The 16,219-nt window shown below is 70.6% G+C and carries 15 protein-coding genes; 7 read left to right on the plus strand and 8 right to left on the minus strand.

What is annotated here, in order from left to right:
* Window positions 1-181: 181 nt before the first annotated feature.
* A complete protein-coding gene (locus tag EIZ44_RS38645; RefSeq protein WP_037814293.1) occupies window positions 182-1,108 on the minus strand; it encodes a LysR family transcriptional regulator in 927 nt (308 codons plus the stop codon).
* A 120-nt stretch (window positions 1,109-1,228) separates the two neighbouring features.
* Between EIZ44_RS38645 and EIZ44_RS38650 the strand changes: the two genes are divergently transcribed.
* Entirely contained in the window at window positions 1,229-2,428 is a 1,200-nt protein-coding gene (locus EIZ44_RS38650) for a Glu/Leu/Phe/Val dehydrogenase dimerization domain-containing protein (protein ID WP_134733973.1), read from the plus strand.
* Window positions 2,429-2,626: 198 nt separating this feature from the next.
* Here the strand turns inward: EIZ44_RS38650 and pip are convergent, their stop codons facing one another.
* The 4 genes from pip to EIZ44_RS38670 are packed head-to-tail and all read right to left on the minus strand — an operon-like array spanning window position 2,627 to window position 5,516.
* On the minus strand, window positions 2,627-3,574 hold the full coding sequence (gene pip, locus EIZ44_RS38655) for a prolyl aminopeptidase (RefSeq protein WP_134733974.1): 948 nt from the start codon (window positions 3,572-3,574) through the stop codon (window positions 2,627-2,629).
* A gap of 12 nt (window positions 3,575-3,586) precedes the next feature.
* Window positions 3,587-4,315 carry an ESX secretion-associated protein EspG gene (locus tag EIZ44_RS38660; protein WP_107051067.1) on the minus strand — a complete coding sequence of 243 codons (729 nt, stop codon included), beginning with the start codon at window positions 4,313-4,315 and terminating at the stop codon, window positions 3,587-3,589.
* A gap of 24 nt (window positions 4,316-4,339) precedes the next feature.
* Complete coding sequence (locus tag EIZ44_RS38665; protein ID WP_134668403.1) at window positions 4,340-5,125, minus strand: WXG100 family type VII secretion target; 786 nt, start codon at window positions 5,123-5,125, stop codon at window positions 4,340-4,342.
* A 34-nt stretch (window positions 5,126-5,159) separates the two neighbouring features.
* Window positions 5,160-5,516, minus strand: coding sequence for a hypothetical protein (locus EIZ44_RS38670; RefSeq protein WP_240691532.1), 357 nt, complete (start codon window positions 5,514-5,516; stop codon window positions 5,160-5,162).
* A gap of 145 nt (window positions 5,517-5,661) precedes the next feature.
* Here EIZ44_RS38670 and EIZ44_RS38675 point away from each other — a divergent pair, with 145 nt between their 5' ends.
* The 6 genes from EIZ44_RS38675 to EIZ44_RS38705 all read left to right on the plus strand — a co-directional run bounded on the left by EIZ44_RS38675 (window position 5,662) and on the right by EIZ44_RS38705 (window position 11,880).
* Window positions 5,662-6,249, plus strand: a complete 588-nt coding sequence (locus tag EIZ44_RS38675; RefSeq protein WP_037814298.1) for a TetR/AcrR family transcriptional regulator — start codon at window positions 5,662-5,664, stop codon at window positions 6,247-6,249.
* 10 nt (window positions 6,250-6,259) lie between these two features.
* Window positions 6,260-6,835: a TIGR03086 family metal-binding protein gene (locus tag EIZ44_RS38680; protein ID WP_134733975.1), complete on the plus strand. Its 576-nt coding sequence runs from the start codon at window positions 6,260-6,262 to the stop codon at window positions 6,833-6,835.
* A 974-nt stretch (window positions 6,836-7,809) separates the two neighbouring features.
* Entirely contained in the window at window positions 7,810-9,132 is a 1,323-nt protein-coding gene (locus EIZ44_RS38690) for a hemolysin family protein (protein ID WP_439098637.1), read from the plus strand.
* Window positions 9,129-10,172, plus strand: coding sequence for a hemolysin family protein (locus EIZ44_RS38695; protein ID WP_037814302.1), 1,044 nt, complete (start codon window positions 9,129-9,131; stop codon window positions 10,170-10,172). The genes EIZ44_RS38690 and EIZ44_RS38695 overlap by 4 nt, the downstream gene beginning before the upstream one ends.
* A complete protein-coding gene (locus tag EIZ44_RS38700; protein ID WP_134733976.1) occupies window positions 10,169-11,104 on the plus strand; it encodes a 3-methyladenine DNA glycosylase in 936 nt (311 codons plus the stop codon). The genes EIZ44_RS38695 and EIZ44_RS38700 overlap by 4 nt, the downstream gene beginning before the upstream one ends.
* Window positions 11,105-11,193: 89 nt before the next feature.
* Window positions 11,194-11,880 carry a substrate-binding domain-containing protein gene (locus EIZ44_RS38705; RefSeq protein ID WP_078870511.1) on the plus strand — a complete coding sequence of 229 codons (687 nt, stop codon included), beginning with the start codon at window positions 11,194-11,196 and terminating at the stop codon, window positions 11,878-11,880.
* 432 nt (window positions 11,881-12,312) lie between these two features.
* Here the strand turns inward: EIZ44_RS38705 and EIZ44_RS38710 are convergent, their stop codons facing one another.
* The 3 genes from EIZ44_RS38710 to EIZ44_RS38720 all read right to left on the minus strand — a co-directional run bounded on the left by EIZ44_RS38710 (window position 12,313) and on the right by EIZ44_RS38720 (window position 16,211).
* Window positions 12,313-13,101, minus strand: coding sequence for an aldo/keto reductase (locus EIZ44_RS38710; protein WP_134733977.1), 789 nt, complete (start codon window positions 13,099-13,101; stop codon window positions 12,313-12,315).
* Window positions 13,102-13,287: 186 nt separating this feature from the next.
* Window positions 13,288-13,770, minus strand: a complete 483-nt coding sequence (locus EIZ44_RS38715) for a hypothetical protein (RefSeq protein WP_134733978.1) — start codon at window positions 13,768-13,770, stop codon at window positions 13,288-13,290.
* A 17-nt stretch (window positions 13,771-13,787) separates the two neighbouring features.
* Window positions 13,788-16,211 carry a GcvT family protein gene (locus tag EIZ44_RS38720; RefSeq protein WP_134733979.1) on the minus strand — a complete coding sequence of 808 codons (2,424 nt, stop codon included), beginning with the start codon at window positions 16,209-16,211 and terminating at the stop codon, window positions 13,788-13,790.
* Between the last annotated feature and the right edge of the window lie 8 nt (window positions 16,212-16,219).

The raw sequence follows: 16,219 nt of genomic DNA on the forward strand, positions 1-16,219 counted from the left end.
CCCCGTCAGGAGGTCCGCGGGGCCGGACCTCGTCGCTTCGCGACGCTACACGCGGGGTCCGACAAAAACAGGGCCGAGAAGCGCCGGAGAAGATCGATAAGGAACCCGTAATCCTGGTTGACCTGGGAGTTCACCGAATGGATCAACCTGGCGGCACTGCTCCATCCGGGGCACCCCGGGCTCAGGGCAGAGCGGGCTCGGTCCCCAGTCCCAGCTCCGCCGCCGCTTTCTGCACCGCCGCCACCACCAGGTGCAACGCCGGCCGCCGGATCTCCGTGCGGCGGTAAGCGATCGACACCGTCCGCAGCAGGGGCGGGGCCAGCGCGACGACGTCGATCCCCGGCGGGCGCAGCAGCCGCAGGCCGAGATCCGACACCAGGGTGACGCCGAGCCCGGCGCCCACCATCGCCATCGCGGTCGACTGCTCCTCGACCTCGTGATTGATTTTCGGCTGGAAACCGTGCCGCTGGCAGGCAATCCGGATCGCGCGGCCGAAATGGGACTTAGGGCTCGCCAGGATCCACGGATGCTCCGCGAGCGCGTCGAGCGGCACCGTGGCCGACTGCAGCGCGCCCGCCGGGACCGCCGCGTGCAGCCGTTCCACCGCCACGACCGCGCGCTCCAGCCCGTCGCTCCACTCCATCGGGGCATCCGAGTAGTCGATGACGAACGACAGGTCCAGCGAGCCGTCCCGCACCGCGTCCGCGGTCGCCTCCGGGGCCAGTTCCTTCGTCCGCACTTGGATTCCCGGGTAATCCGCGGCCAGCGCGGTGAGCGCGGTCGGCAGCAAACCGGACGCCACCGACGCCCAGACTCCCGCGGTGAGCCGCGCGGACATCGAACCCTGCGCTTCCTCCAGCGCGAGCGTCGCGCGCTCGACCGAACCCAGGATCTCCTCGGCGTGCTCGGTGAGCAGGATGCCGAGCTCGGTCAGCTGGACCCGGCGGCCGAGCCGTTCGAACAGCTTCGCGCCGACGTCGCGTTCCAGCTGCGCGAGTTGCTGCGACACCGCCGAAGCGGTGTAATGCAACGCCGCGGCAGCCGCGGTGACCGTGCCCCTGCGGTGCAGTTCGCGGAGCATCCTCAAGCGGTGCAACGAAAGCTCCATGTACGAACCCTAAACAACTTCGTGCACATTCGGTAAATGGACGCGGCCCCCGAAGTGGCAGCACCCTCGGAAGCAGGCGGCGAAGCGCGCTGCCAAGGACTCGAGGAGGTGAGTGGCTCGATGGACACGCGGATCGCCGAACCGCTGATGAAGCTCACGTGGACGGACCCGGTCACGGGCGCGCGCGGCTACCTGGTCGTGCACAGCCTGGTTTCCGGCGTCGCCACGGGCGGCACGCGAATGCGCGCCGGCTGCACGGTCGACGAGGTGGCCGACCTCGCGCGCGGCATGGCGAACAAGACGGCCGCGTTCAACCTCCCGGTCGGCGGCGCGAAGGGCGGCATCGACTTCGACCCCAAGGACCCGCGCGCTACCGGTGTGCTCACCCGGTTCTGCGAGTTCCTGCGTCCCTGGCTGGACTCCAGCTGGGTGACCGCGGAGGACCTGGGGGTGCCGCAGCATCTCATCGACGAGGTTTTCGCGACGCTCGGGCTGGAGCAGTCGTACCACGCCGCGATCCGCCGGTCGGCTGATCCGGCGCGCACGCTTCGGCGGGTTCAGGCTGGGCTGAACGCGCCGGTTCCCGGCGGGCAGTTGCTCGGGGACGTGATCGGCGGGTACGGGGTGGCGCAGGCTTGTCTCGGGGCGGCCAACACCTGGGGGTGGGCTGTTCCGGAGACGACTGTCGCTATCCAAGGCATCGGGACGATGGGCGGCGGCGCGGCTTGGTACCTGCACGAGGCGGGGATGAAGGTCGTGGCTGTCGCGGATGCGGCGGGGACGTTGTACGACCCGGAGGGGTTGGACATTCCCGCGTTGCTGGAGTTGCGGGACCGGTTCGGGGAGGTTGACCGGGGGCGGTTGCCGGAAGGGGTCCAGTCGTTGCCGCGGGAGGCGGTGGTGGCTGCTGAGGCGGATATCTTTGTTCCGGCGGCTATTTCTTACGCGTTGCGGGTGGACAACGAGAATCTCGTCAAGGCCAAGGTGGTGGTGGAGGCGGCTAACGCTGCTACTACTCCGGAGGCCGAGGCGGCGTTGTCGGCTCGTGGGGTTGCGGTGATTCCGGACTTTATCGCCAATGCCGGGGCTGCGGCTTGGGCTTGGTGGTTGTTGCTCGGGGAAGTCGGGGCGGATCCGGCTGATTCGTTCTTGCGGTTGCGGACGGAGATGCAGGCCAAGGTGGCGTTGGTGTTGGCGGAGTGGCACTTGGATCGGGTTCCGCCTCGGGTTACTGCGTTGCGGCAGGCTGAAGCTACTCGGGAGGCGCGGAATGCGGAGGCGTCGAGTCCGACGGGGGTGCCTGCGTTGATGATTCCGTAGGAGAGGCGGCTCGTCGCCTGGCGGCGACATTGCGCCTGTTGGTTGCGTGGGGCACCCCGAAGCTGATTGTGATGACGGTCTGAGGGTGCTTGTCAAGGCGGGAAAGATGCCTTGACAAGCACCCTCAGACCGCATTTTGGCTTCGTATCGGGGTGCGGGGGTGGTGTGGGTGCAGCGGTGGCGGTTGTGTGTGGTGTTTTAGCGGTCGGCGGCGAATTTGTCGGTGGCTGCGATTAGGGTGTTTTCCATCGAGGGGACTGCTGTCGTGTGGCCTGCGCCGCTTACCAGGATTAGTTCTGCGTCCGGGATTGCTTGTTCCAGGAGCCAGGGGGTGCCTGCCAGGCTGCTCAGGTCCAGGATGCCTTGTGCCAGCACTGTCGGGATTCCGGCCAGTTTGCCTGCGTTGCGGAGGATTCCGCCGTCTTCCAGGAAGCAGCCTTGGGAGAAGTAGTGGGTGACCATTCTGGCGAAAGCCAGGCGGAAGCGGGGGTCTTCGAATTTCGGGGAGGGCGGGACGCCGGGGAGCATGGCGGATTCCCAAGCGCACCAACGTTGTGCGGCTGGCTCGTGCACTGCGGGGTCCGGGTCGGTGAGCAGGCGGTAGTAGGCCGCTGACAGGTCGCCGTCTCGTTCGGTTTCCGGTACGCCGTCGCGGAATCTTGCGTAGGCTTCCGGGAACATTTCTGCGAGGCCGCCGGTCAGCTGGTCGATTTCGATCTGACGGTCGGTGGCCAGGCCCATCATGACGATTTCCGTCACTCGTTCGGGATGCTGTTCCGCGTAAGCCAGGCCCAGTACGCAGCCCCAGGAGCCGCCGAAGAGTTGCCAGCGGTCGATTTTCAAGGTTTCCCGCAGCAATTCCAGATCTGCGATCAGGTGGCTGGTGGTGTTCGCCTTCAGCGCTTCTACGGTGTCGCCTGCGTGCGGGGTGCTGCGGCCGGAGCCGCGTTGGTCCAGCAGGACGATTCGATATTTCTCCGGGTCGAAAAACTGCCGCATGCCTTCGCTGCAGCCGGTTCCCGGGCCGCCGTGGAGGACTGCGACCGGTTTGCCCTCGGGGTTTCCGCAGGTTTCCCAGTACACCCGATGGCCGTCGCCGACGTCCAGCAGGCCGCTGTCGTACGGTTCGATTTCCGGATAGCGCACCGCAGCGTCCCCTCAGTTCAGGGTGCGCTCCAAAGCCCGCAGCGCACCGCACAGTTCGGCCGGGCCGGCCGGCCCGATCCGGATTTCCGCGTCCGGCCCGGCCCCGACGGTGTAGCTCAGGTACCGGCCCCAGTCCGTGTCCGCGTAGTGCAGGGGTTCTTCCAACCGGACGTACCGGCCGACGTCGTCGCGTCGTCCCGCGTACAGCTCTCCGCTTCCGTGCACCGGACGCTGCACCAGGGTTAGCACGTCCGACAGCACCGGGTCCAACGGAAAAGCGTCCTCGCCGCGACGGGCGGCTTCGGTCAGGTCCGCGACGCGCACGGTGCGCACGTAACCGCCGCCCGGGCCCACCGCGGGCAGCTGCTCCACCAGCGTTTCCAGCACGCGTTCGCGGTCGATCTCCTGGACCCCGACGTGTTCGCCGTCCGACACCGCGAGCACCGCCTGCAGCCCGCTGGCCGCGGCGAGCACGCCGTACGTGCGGTCGCCGGTCGCGACCCAGCCGTAGTACTCGACCACCGGGCGCACGAGCAGCGGCAGCCAGTCCAGGAAGTCCACCGTGGCCCGGCCGCGCGAGTCGACCAGGCCGGCCAGCGCCAGCGCGTCGTCCACCCGCTTGGCGGCTTCGTCGCGTTCGGTTTCCGACAGCCACGCCGGATCCGGCCGCAGCGTCACGTGCAACCGGCCCACCTGCTCGCGTTCGGCCAGCGCCGCGAGCGCTTCGACCGGGACGTCCACCCGTCCCGCCGGATCGGCCACCGGCTACTCCTCCTCGTCGCCGAGAACCGGCTGGGTCGCCGAACCGTCCGCCCCGAACACGCCCTCCGGATCGGACTCGAGGAGGTACTCCGGCCGCCAGTGCAGGCCGTCGCCGGGGCCGCCCGCCGCGACGGGCGCGCCGCCGACCGCCGGACCCGAGCCGCGCTGGGACGGTTCGCTCACCGGAGCGGGCAGCACCGCGGCACCGGGACCGTTCCGGTCGTGGCTCGCGGCGGTCTGCGTGGCCGTACTGTCCGAAGTGGTCCGGCGGACCGCGACGCCGTCGGCGACGATCGGGCCGTATTGCTTCGGCAGCACGCGTTTCGTGTTCGCGGTGACGCCGTGGTACTGCTCCATCACCCGGACGTTGTTCTCGTTCGCGCCGTGGAACCGGTCGATGCTGTCCTGAAAGGACACTGGCGCGGCCGACGCGGGCAGCACCGCCTGCAACGGCCCGGCCCACGGCTGCGGCCGCTCCGGGCGGGGCGGCACGTCGACGACCGCGTGCCGGGAGCTTTCGAAGCTGCTGGCCTGGGTGTCCATCGACGCGCTGGTGAGGTCGAGCGGGTCGACGGACTCCCGGAACCCGGCCTCGACCGGTCCCGCGCCCGCCTTCGCGGCGTCGGCGGAGTCGCCGGTCCACGAGCGCGCCATCCGCTCTTGAAGTTCTTTCACGCTCTGCGCGCGCTCCAGGTAGGCCGCCGAAAGCTCCTGGACCTTCGCCGCGGCGGCACGCAAACCGGACGTGTCGCCGCCGCGGAAGTTGTCGAAGATCTGCTTGCCGTCCACCTGGTTCCCTTCGTGCGCGGCCGGGGCCGTTCGCTTACCGGCCGCGACCGAGGTCGGCGCCGGCCTGGTCCGCCTCGGCCGTCCGGTCCCGCGCGGCGCGCAGCTTGTCGAGGTATCCGGCGGCGTACCGGCGCAGCGCCTCGTTCTGGTCGCGCAGCGTGTGCAGGGAGTCCGCGCCGGCGGCCGCGTACTCCGTGCTCGCCGGGTCCGAGCCGGGGGCGGCGAAGACCGCGAGGATCTCGTCGATCGCGCGGCCGTCGGCGGCGATCTTCGCGAGCTGGTCCTCCCACAACCGGATGACCGCGGTCAGCTCCGCCGCGTCCATGGCGAAACCGCCGCGCGCACGGCCCGACTCGCCGATGACCAAGGCCGCTCCCTTTCCGGTGCTCACGTCGTGATGTGCACAGCGTAGTCAACCGGCCCGGTCGTGTCAGCCGAGAACCCGCCAGTGTGACGGCGCGCATCCGTTCCGCCGTCTCGTCACAGTACGTACGTACGGATTGCGAGAACCCGGTCCTCGATGTCAGGATTTCAGGATGCCACGGGTCAGCCAGGATCACCTCGACGCACGCCGCCGGCAGATCCTCGACGGCTCGCGCGTGTGTTTCGCACGCTACGGCTACGAGGGTGCCACGGTCCGCCGTCTGGAAGAAGCCACCGGATTGTCGCGCGGGGCGATCTTCCACCACTTCCGCGACAAGGAATCGCTCTTCCTCGCCCTCGCCGAGGACGACGCGGTGCGGATGGCCGACGTCGTCGCCGAACAGGGCCTGGTCCAGGTCATGCGCGACCTGCTGGCCGGGAACAGCGAACATCCGGCGGACTGGCTCGGCACCCGGCTGGAGGTGTCGCGGCGGCTGCGCACCGACCCGGAGTTCCGCGGCCGGTGGGCGGAACGCTCGCAGCAGCTGACCGAGGCCACCCGCGACCGTCTCGAATGGCAGCGCAAGGCAGGCAACCTGCGCGACGACGTCGACGTCAGCGTGCTGACCGCGTTCCTGGAACTCGTGCTGGAAGGGCTCGTGTCGCACCTCGCGATGGGCCTCCCGGGCGACGATCTGGGCCCGGTGCTGGACCTCGTCGAAGAGACCGTGCGACGACACCGGCCGGGCGCGCGCAGCTGAATCGTGTTCAATGTGCCCCGTGGATCTCCTCGCCGCCCACGGCAGCGCACTGGACGTGTTCGACGCCGCCGTGCGCGCCGCCGGTCCGGGCGATTGGGCCCGCGGCACGCCGTGCACCGATTGGTCGGTACGCGATCTGGTGAATCATCTGGCCGTCGAACAACTCTGGGTACCCCATCTGCTCGCCGGTGCGACGCTTGACGAGGTCGGCACCCGCTACGACGGAGACGTCCTCGGCGACGACCCACTCTCGGTGTGGGAGAAGGCGTCCGCCGCCGCCCGCGAAGCGTGGCTCTCCCCCGGCGCGCTGCGCCGCACCGTGCACGTCTCGTTCGGGCTGGTGCCCGCCGAGGAGTACGGCTGGCAGATGACGCTCGACCTCGCCGTGCACGGCTGGGACCTCGCCACCGCGCTCGGCCGCCCGAACCCGGTCCCGGACGTCCTCGCCGGGCGGCTGCTCGACGTGCTGCGCCCGATGATCGACGACTGGCAGGGCCTCGGGCTGTTCGACCCGCCAGTCGCGGCCGGCCGCAACGCGGCGGCTCCGGACCGGCTGGTGGCGTTGCTGGGGCGACGGCCGCGCTGAAGCACCACTGTGGACGGACGTGCGGCCGCCGGGTGGGTGGCGTGGTCTCGCTGAGGTCGTGAGGGGGACCCCTCACGGGCATTCCCGCCAGTCGGGCCGCGCCCAGCAGCCAGGCGCAGGCGCGGCGACCAGCGGCAGCAGGCGGCGAGGCGGGCCAGGGGAAACAGGGCAGGCAGCAGCAAGGGCAGAGGCACCGAGCGGCAGGCAGCGGCCGCAGGGCAGGCAACGGCCGCGGGACGGGCAACGGCAACGGGACGGGCAACGGCCGCGAGGCGGGCAACGGCAACGGGACGGGCAACGGCAACGGGACGGGCAACGGCCGCGAGGCGGGCAACGGCAACGGGACGGGCAACGGCAACGGGACGGGCAACGGCCGCGAGGCGGGCAACGGCAACGGGACGGGCAACGGCAACGGGACGGGCAACGGCCGCGAGGCGGGCGACGGCCGCAGGGCGGGCAACGGCAACGGCAACGGGCAGCTTCGCGCACTGCGCCCGCGGGGTTCTCGCCCTGCCGCGGCGGACACGCGCGTTTGGCGAGGTCCGTGAAGGGCTCCTTGAGAGAATCAGATTCCCTCAAGGAGCCCTTCACGGACCGCAGCGGGAGAGAAGCCGTCCGGCGCGTCTCGTCCGCCGGAGTTCCGCATCGCTGGCGAGCGCCGCGCTCACCCTGTTCAGAAACCGCAACGCGGCACGGGGGCTTGGAGCACGTCAGCGGCCCGGGATGCCGCAGGCGGGAGCGCGGTTCCCGCAGCGGCGGGCGGAAAAACGGGCGCCAGGTTCGCGTCCTGCCGCCGCACGGCTGCCCGGACCCGGTACGATTGTCGGCATCGTCGCACTACAAACCCGTTATGCCGAGGAGTGACTTCCATCCGTGCGCGCTGCGCCATCGCCCGGTGACAGTACCGGGCCGGGTCCGCATCGACCCGGCTTTCCGCCCGCCGTCCGTTCCGCCGTCCCGGACGGTGCGCTGTGATCCACGTCCTGCTTTCCGTGCTCGGCGTGCTGCTCTTCCTTCTTCTCACGATCGGCACCGGTCTCGCCGTGGCGGCCGAGTTCTCGCTGACCGCGCTCGAGCGCAGCACGGTCGACGCGGACGTCCGCCAGGTCGGTGACAAGCGTTCGCGCACCGTCCAGAAGGCGCACCGCACGCTGAGCTTCCAGCTCTCCGGCGCGCAGGTCGCGATCACGCTCACCACGCTGATCACCGGTTTCCTCGCCGAACCGCTCATCGGCGACCTGGTCCGCCCGCTGCTCGACGCGACCGGCCTGCCCGCTTCGGCGGCGTCCGGGGTCGCGGTGGCGGTCGCGCTGGTGCTGGCCACGTTCCTGTCGATGATCCTCGGCGAGATGGTGCCGAAGAACATCGCGATCGCGCGGCCGCTGCCGACCGCGCGCGCGGTTTCCGGCTACCACGCCCGGTTCTCGGCGCTGTTCCGCTGGCTCATCACGCTGATGAACAACAGCGCCAACTTCCTCGTCCGCAAATTCGGCATCGAGCCGCAGGAGGAGCTCCGTTCCGCGCGGTCGCCGCAGGAGCTGGGCTCGATCGTCCGCTCCAGCGCGGAAAGCGGGAAGCTCGACACGTCCACCGCGGAGCTGCTGGACCGCTCCCTGCGCTTCGGCGACCGCACCGCGGACGAGCTGATGACCCCGCGCGTGCAGGTCGAATCGCTCACCGTGGACGACACGATCGACGACCTCATCGACATCTCGCGGCGCACCGGGTTCTCGCGGTTCCCCGTGTACACCGAGGATCTCGACGACGTCCAGGGCGCGGTGCACGTCAAGCAGGCGTTCGCCGTCCCGGCCGCCGACCGCGCGACCACGCGGATCCGGTCGGCGATGCGGCCGGTGCCGACGGTGCCGGAATCGCTGCCCGGCGACGATCTGCTGAACCGGCTGCGCGATTCGCGCTACCAGCTGGCGATCGTGGTGGACGAGTACGGCGGCACCGCCGGGCTGGTCACGCTGGAGGACGTGGTCGAGGAGATCATCGGCGACGTCCGCGACGAGCACGACGACCGCGAGGCCCCGGCCGCGCAGCAGCTCGGCGCGGACCGCTGGCTCGTGTCCGGGCAGCTGCGCGCGGACGAGGTCCGCGACATCACCGGGTTCCGGATGCCCGAGGGCGACTACGAAACGATCGCCGGGCTGATCCTGGAGCGGCTCGGCGCGATCCCGGCCGAGGGCGACGCCGTCGAGGTCGACGGCTGGCGGCTCGCGGTCACCAGCATGGACCGGCACCGCGTCGCCGAGGTCCAGGTGCGCCCGGCCGAACGCGAGGTGACCGCGTGAGCGACTGGCTGAACATCGCCCTCGTCGTGGTCCTGCTGCTGGCCAACGCGTTCTTCGTCGGCGCGGAATTCACCCTGATCTCCTCGCGCCGCGACCGGCTGGAAGCGTTGCTGGAGCAGGGAAAGACCCGCGCGCAGATCGTGATCAACGCGAGCAAGCACGTCTCGCAGATGCTCGCCGGGGCGCAGCTCGGGATCACCATCTGCTCGCTGCTGCTCGGCCGCTTGGGCGAGCCCGCGGTCGCGCACCGGCTGTCCGGGTTCTTCGATCTGCTCGGCCTGCCCGACCAGCTGCTGCACCCGATCTCGTTCGCGATCGCGCTGGCGTTCATCACCATGCTGCACGTGCTGATCGGCGAGATGGTGCCGAAGAACCTCGCGATCGCCGAACCGGAGCGGCTCGCGCTGTGGCTCGTGCCGGTGCACGTGGCGTGGGTGAAGGTGGCGAACCCGGTCATCGCGTTCCTCAACTTCGTCGCGAACTCGCTGCTGCGCCTGATGAAGGTGGAGCCGAAGGACGAACTGGAGACCGCGTACAGCTCCGACGAACTCGCCGAACTGCTCAGCGAATCGCGCCAGGAAGGGCTGCTCGACCAGTCCGAGCACCGGCGGCTTTCGCAGACGCTGTCGTCGGTCGCGAAGACCGTCGCGGACGTGCTGGTGCCCACCTCGGAGCTCACGACGCTCCCCTGCGGGCCGACGCTCGGCGACGTCGAGCGAGCGGTGTCCACCACCGGGTTCTCGCGCTTCCCGGTGTGCACCGACGACGGTTCGCTCACCGGCTACATCCACGTGAAGGACGTGCTCGACCTCGTCGGCCAGGACCCGGACACGGTGGTGCCGGACGACAAGACGCGACCGCTCACCGAACTGCGGTCGGACGCGCGGCTCGACGTCGCGCTTTCGGCCATGCGCAAGGAAGGCAGCCACCTCGCGCGGGCGCTCGACGCTTCCGGTGCGGCCGTCGGCGTGGTGGCGCTGGAAGACCTCGTCGAGGAGTACGTGGGGACCGTGCGCGACGGCACCCACGTGGCGGCATGAGCGCGGTCGTCGTGCTCGCCGAGGCGGACTGGCAGGCCCGGGAGCACGCGCACGCCGAGCGGATGCGCGCGTGGACCGGGCCCCATCAGGAACGCCGGGCGCGGGGCGAGAAACACCCCGTGCTGGATTTCCTGTTCACGTACTACTCGCACCGGCCGGGGCATCTCGAACGCTGGCAGCCGGGTCCGGGCGTGGTGCTCGAGGGCGCGTCCGCGCGGCGGTTCCTCGAGCGTCCGGCCTACGTCGAGACCGAGGCCGGGGTGATGCTCGACCCGGCGGCGTTCACCGGCCGCCGGGCGCGCACCGCGGAGTTCGTGCTGAAGCTGCTGTCGGCCACGGCTTCGCGAGCGCCGCGGCTGAGCTGCTTCGGGCTGCACGAATGGGCCATGGTCTACCGCGAGCCCGCGGACTCGGTCCGGCACGCGCAGGTCCCGCTGCGGCTCGGCTCGGCCGGGACCGACCGGGTCGTGGAATCGATGGACATCCGGTGCGGGCACTACGACGCGTTCCGGTTCTTCACCGGTCCGGCGCGGCCGCGGAACACCCTGGAGCCGACCCGGGAATCGCAGGTCGCGCTGGAGCAGCCGGGCTGCCTGCACGCGAACATGGATCTTTTCAAGTGGGCTTACAAGCTCGATCCGTTCGTGCCCGCGGAGCTGGTCGGCGACTGTTTCGCGCTCGCCGCGGACGTCCGTGAACTGGACATGCGGGCCAGCCCGTACGATCTAGCGGACTACGGCTACCGGCCGGTGCCGATCGAGACCGCCGAAGGGCGGGCCTCCTACGCCCGCGCCCAGGCCGGATTCGCCGAGCGGGCCGCGCCGCTGCGGGCCCGCCTGATCGGCCTCTGCCGCGACCTTCTCGCCGACCCGGCCCAGCCGCCGGATCCCGTGCCGGAGTCGCCCGGCCGTGGAGCTGACAACTCTGCGTAACGGTATTCACCGCAGGTCGCTGGCCTGATAGAGTGATAACGGTTCGATTGCATAACTGAGCGTGTTGTGCAGGTCACGAAAGGACAACGATGGGGCGTCACAGCCTGCCCGAGGAGCCGGTGCCGCACCCTCTCGACCCGCCGAAGCGGCCCGCCGGCCGCAGCGAGACGACCGGGTCGCACCGGATCGTCGCCAAGAAGGCGCCTCGCAGGCGGATCGCGAAGTGGCCTCTCGTGGCCGTCGGGCTCGTGGTGCTGGCCACGCTCGGCGTGGTCGGCTGGAACTGGGCCGACAGCGTGCTCAACAACCGCGCCGAGGCGCAGGCCGCCAGCTGCAACGGCGGCCGCACCGACGTCCGGATCGTGGTGACCCCGCAGATCGCCAAGCCGGTCGAGACCGCGGCGGCGCGCTGGAACCAGGACCTCACCCAGGTCCACGGCAGCTGCGTGCACGTGGCCGTGCAGAGCAAGCCCGCCTCCGAGGTGCTGAACGCGCTCACCGGCAAATCCTCGCTCGACACGATCGGCGGCCTGCCCGACGGCTGGATCCCCGAATCGTCGTACTGGGTGACCCAGCTCTCGAAGTCCAAGCCGGACGTCATCGGCTCCCCCGCGATGCCGATCGGCTCCGGCCCGCCCGCGGACTACCCGTTCGTCGGCCTGTCCGGGAAGACGATCGACGAGGTCCAGCAGCGCGGCACGCAGAGCTTCCGCGCGTTCCTCAAGGAACCGGCCCAGCTGGCCGACTTCGCGGCGGCGGGCATCCGCGCTTCCTGACTCTCTGACCCGCTGGCACCGCCTCCGCCCTCGACCGGGCTGGGGCGGTGCGGTGTATCTGGGGCAAGCCTCGAGGACATCGCCAGAACCCGCGCAGCAGCCTGGCACCGCAACGACGGGCATGCGCCCCCTCGAACGGCAAGCACCGCCTCCGCCCACGGCTGGGGCGGTGCGGTGTTTCCGGGGCCGCGAGGAAGTCGCCAAAACCCGCACAGCTGGCTGCCTCCGCAGCTACGCGCATGCGCCCTGGGCTGTGGCAGTGAGGGCGTATCCTGGGCAGGCCTTGGGCTCCCGAAGCCGCAGCGACCGGCATCCGCGCAGCTGACTGCCGCTGCGACGCGCATGCGCCCTGGGCTGAGGCGGTGCGGCGCGTCCGGGGCAGGCCTTGATTCCCGAAGCCGCGGCGGGCATCCGCGCTTCCCGACCGGCCGTTCAGGAGTCGAGTTCTGCCAGGGCCAGCAGGTCGTCCTCGGCGAGCTCGAAGTCGAACACGTCCGCGTTCTCCCGGATCCGCGACGGGGTCGCCGACTTCGGGATCGCGATGATGCCCAGCTGCAGGTGCCAGCGCAGCACCAGCTGGGCGGGCGTCTTCCCGTACTTCGCCGCCAGCGCCGTGATCACCCGGTCGTTCAGGTTCCGGCCGCGGGCCAGCGGGCTCCACGCCTCGGTCGCGATGCCGTGCTCGGCGTGGAACGCGCGCAGCGGGGCCTGCTGCTGCCACGGGTGCAGTTCGACCTGGTTGACCACCGGCACGACCTCGGTCTCGTCGAGCAGGCGGCGCAGGTGGTCGACGCCGAAGTTCGACACGCCGATCGCCCGGACGCGGCCCTCGTTGAGCAGCAGTTCGAGCGCGCGCCAGGTCTCGACGTAGCGGTCCAGCTCCGGTTTCGGCCAGTGGATCAAGTACAGGTCGACCGGGCCGAGGCCGAGGGCTTCGGCGCTGCGGTCGAACGCGCGCAGGGTGTTGTCGTAGCCGTGGTCGGTGTTCCAGACCTTGGTGGTCACGAAGACGTCCTCGCGCGGCAGCCCGGACTCCCGCACCGCCGCGCCGACCTCGGCTTCGTTGCCGTACATGGCGGCGGTGTCGATGCTGCGGTACCCGGCTTCGAACGCCGTTGCGACGACCTTCGCGACCTGGTCCGGCCGGACTTGGTACATGCCGAGTCCGAGCTGCGGGATGACGACCGAATTGTTCAGCGTGAGCAGGGGCGGCACAGCCATGCGGCGATCCTCACTGCGGTGTTCTCGGGAACGGGTCTCCTGGGGAACACCGCAGATCTTGCCACTGTCCGGCCGCCGCCGCTCGCGTCCCCCGCCGCTCGCGTCCCCCGCCGCTCGCGTCCCCCGCCGCTCGCGTCCCCCGCCGCAGTCCGCCGCCCGACGTCCGTGAAGGGCTCCTTGAGGGAATCAGATTCCTTCGAGGAGTCCTTCACGGACCCGCACCGCCTCCGTGACCCGGGCGGCTCTCTCGGCGATCTCGTCCGGCTCCGCGGCCAGCAGGACGCCGTGCCGGGCTTCGACGGCGACTCGTGCGGTCATCGCGGACGAACGCGCCATTTCCGCCGCCGCGGAGACGTCCGGCAGGGCCGCCGGGTCCACAATGGACAGCAGCCGTTCCGCCACCCGGACCACCTCCACTGCCACCGCGACCACGTCCGCGGCGGGCTGGGCGCGGTCGGGCACGTCGTGCGTGACGGCGTGGGCGTCGATCTCCGCCAGCCGCAACGCGTGCCGGGTCAGCTGGTCCGCTTCGGCGTCGCCGCCGGCGGCCCGGCTGAGCAGGGCCGCCGCTTGGGCCAGGGCGAGGGCCGCGACCGTCGCCCCGGCCGGAGCCGGGATCGCGGGCCGGGCGAGGGTGTTCAGGAAGTCGCTCACGATCTGGTCCCGCATGGCAGGGTCCCTTCCACTCAGCGCCGGATGCGCTCCATCCCGGGGTCGACCAGCGGTTCCGCGGCTACCGTCGCGGCGACTCGCCGTCCGAAATACTCGATTTCCACCTGGTCGCCGATCGCCGCCGAGCCGGGCAGCCAGGCGTACGCGATGGGACGGCCGATCGTGTAGCCGTAAGCCGCGCTCGTGACGTAACCCGCGGCGGCGCCGTCCACGAACACCGGTTCCTTGCCCAGCACGACGGTCCGGCCGTCGTCCACGGTGAGGCAGCGCAGCCGCCGCGCCGAGGTTTCCTCGCTGCGGCCGTCGATGGCGGCCCGCCCGGCGAACTCGCCCTTCGCCGGGCGCACCGCGAACCCGACCCCGGCCTCGTACGGGTCGTGCTCGGTGGTCATGTCGGTGCCCCACAGCCGGTAGCCCTTCTCCAGCCGGAGGCTGTTGAACGCGCCGCGCCCGGCCGCGATGACGCCCAACCCTTGCCCGGCCTGCCACAGCGCGTCCCACAGGCGCTGGCCGTTGTCCGCGGAGGTGTAGATCTCCCAGCCGAGTTCGCCCACATAGGACAGTCGCAGGATCGTCACCGGCACCCCGGCGATCCGGGCCCGGCGGCCGCGGAAGTACTTGAGCCCGGTGTGCGAAAGGTCTTCCGCCGACAGCGGTTGCACCAGGTCGCGGGCGAGCGGACCCCATACGCCGATGCAGCAGGTGCCGCCGGTGGTGTCGACGACCCGGACGCCTTCCGGGGCGCGGCTGCGCAGGTACGCGACGTCGATGTTCCCGTTGATGCCGACCTGGAACAGTTCCGGTTCCAGCCGTGCCACGGTGATGTCACTGCGCACGCCGCCCGCGTCGTCCAGCATCAGCGTGTACGTCACCGAGCCGACCGATTTCGCCAGCTGGTTCGTCGTGAGCCCCTGCAGGAACTCCAGCGAACCCGGCCCGCTCACCTCGACGCGCTTGAGCGGCGTCATGTCGTACATCGCGACGCGGTTTCGGGTGTGCCAGGCCTCGGCCGCCACGATCGGCGAGTGGAACTGCCCGGCCCAGGCGTCACGAGCGGGCGGGAGGAAGTCGTGCGGCAGGTCTTTCAGCAGCGACGCGTTGGCCTCGAACCAGTGCGGCCGTTCCCAGCCGCCCGCCTCCAGGAACACCGCGCCCAGCTCGCGCTGCCGGGCGTGGAACGGGCTGACCCGCAGGTCGCGCGGGGAAAGCCGGGGCTGCAGCGGGTGCAGCACGTCGTAGATCTCCACGAAGTTCTGCTGCGCGGTCTCGCGGATGTACTCCGGGGCCAGCTGGACGTCCTCGAACCGGTGCACGTCCAGTTCGTGCAGATCGGTTTCGGAGCGGCCGTCCACAATAGACTCCGCGACCGCCTTCGCGATGCCCGCGGAATGCGTGACCCAGATGGCCTCGGCGATCCAGAATCCGCGCACGTCGCTCGATTCGCCCACGAGCGAACCGCCGTCCGGGGTGAAGGAGAAGATGCCGTTGAAGCCCTCCTCCGCCTTGGTCCGGCCGAGCGCGGGCAGCAGGAGCTTGCTTTCCTCCCACGACGGCGCGAAATCGTCCTCGGTGAACGGCAGCATCGAGGGCATCGCGGACGCGGTGACCTCGCCGGGTTCGGCGAACTTGTCCACCGGCATCGGGCGGTGCGCGTACGAGCCGATGCCGAGCCGGTCGCCGTGCTGGCGGAAGTACAGGTCCTGGTCCTGGTGCCGCAGGATCGGCAGCGCCGGGTGCACCGGGTCGGCCCCGGCGAGTTCGGCGAGCTGGCCCGTTTTCGCGTACTGGTGCGCGAGCGGCAGCAGCGGCACGGTCATGCCGGCCATCTCGCCGATCTCCCGGCCCCAGAATCCGGCGCAGGACACCACGATGTCGGCCGGGACCACGTCGTCGCCCGTCTTGACGCCGGTGACGTGCCCGTGCGCCTGCTCGATGCCGGTCACGCGGGTCGAGCCGACGAACCGGGCGCCGCGCGCGGAAGCGCGCTTGATCAGCTCGTCCACCGCGCGCGAGGCGACGGCGAGCCCGTCGGTCGGGACGTACAGCGCGCCGAAGATCCGGTCCTCGTCCAGCATCGGCCAGCGGCGGACGCACTCGTCCGGGTCGATCAGCCGCGCCTCGACCCCCCACGACGTCGCCCAGCCGTGCTTGCGTTTCAGGTCCTCCCAGCGCGCCGCGGTGCTGGCCACCTCCATGCCGCCGACCTGCTCGAAACAGCCGAGGTCGAGCAGTTTCGCGACGGTGTAGCCGGCGAATTCGGTCATCGCCTTGGACGGGTTGGTCTGGAACACCAGCCCGGGCGCGTGCGACGTCGAACCGCCGGTCAGCGGCAGCGGGCCCTGGTCGAGCACGGTGACGTCGGTCCAGCCGCGCAGGGTCAGCTCGTCGGCGAGGTTCGCGCCCACGATTCCGGCGCCGATGATCACGACACGGGTCATGAGAACTC

This window comes from Amycolatopsis nivea, from assembly GCF_004522235.1.
Lineage (GTDB): Bacteria > Actinomycetota > Actinomycetes > Mycobacteriales > Pseudonocardiaceae > Amycolatopsis > Amycolatopsis nivea.

Excerpts from the sequence above, each read along its gene's own strand:
- EIZ44_RS38680 (WP_134733975.1), top strand. The coding sequence starts at position 6,260 with ATGTGCCCCGTGGATCTCCTCGCCGCCCACGGCAGCGCACTGGACGTG.
- EIZ44_RS38650 (WP_134733973.1), top strand. The coding sequence starts at position 1,229 with ATGGACACGCGGATCGCCGAACCGCTGATGAAGCTCACGTGGACGGAC.
- EIZ44_RS38700 (WP_134733976.1), top strand. The coding sequence starts at position 10,169 with ATGAGCGCGGTCGTCGTGCTCGCCGAGGCGGACTGGCAGGCCCGGGAG.
- EIZ44_RS38720 (WP_134733979.1), bottom strand. The coding sequence starts at position 16,211 with ATGACCCGTGTCGTGATCATCGGCGCCGGAATCGTGGGCGCGAACCTC.
- EIZ44_RS38675 (WP_037814298.1), top strand. The coding sequence starts at position 5,662 with ATGCCACGGGTCAGCCAGGATCACCTCGACGCACGCCGCCGGCAGATC.
- EIZ44_RS38645 (WP_037814293.1), bottom strand. The coding sequence starts at position 1,108 with ATGGAGCTTTCGTTGCACCGCTTGAGGATGCTCCGCGAACTGCACCGC.
- EIZ44_RS38705 (WP_078870511.1), top strand. The coding sequence starts at position 11,194 with ATGGGGCGTCACAGCCTGCCCGAGGAGCCGGTGCCGCACCCTCTCGAC.
- EIZ44_RS38715 (WP_134733978.1), bottom strand. The coding sequence starts at position 13,770 with ATGCGGGACCAGATCGTGAGCGACTTCCTGAACACCCTCGCCCGGCCC.
- EIZ44_RS38710 (WP_134733977.1), bottom strand. The coding sequence starts at position 13,101 with ATGGCTGTGCCGCCCCTGCTCACGCTGAACAATTCGGTCGTCATCCCG.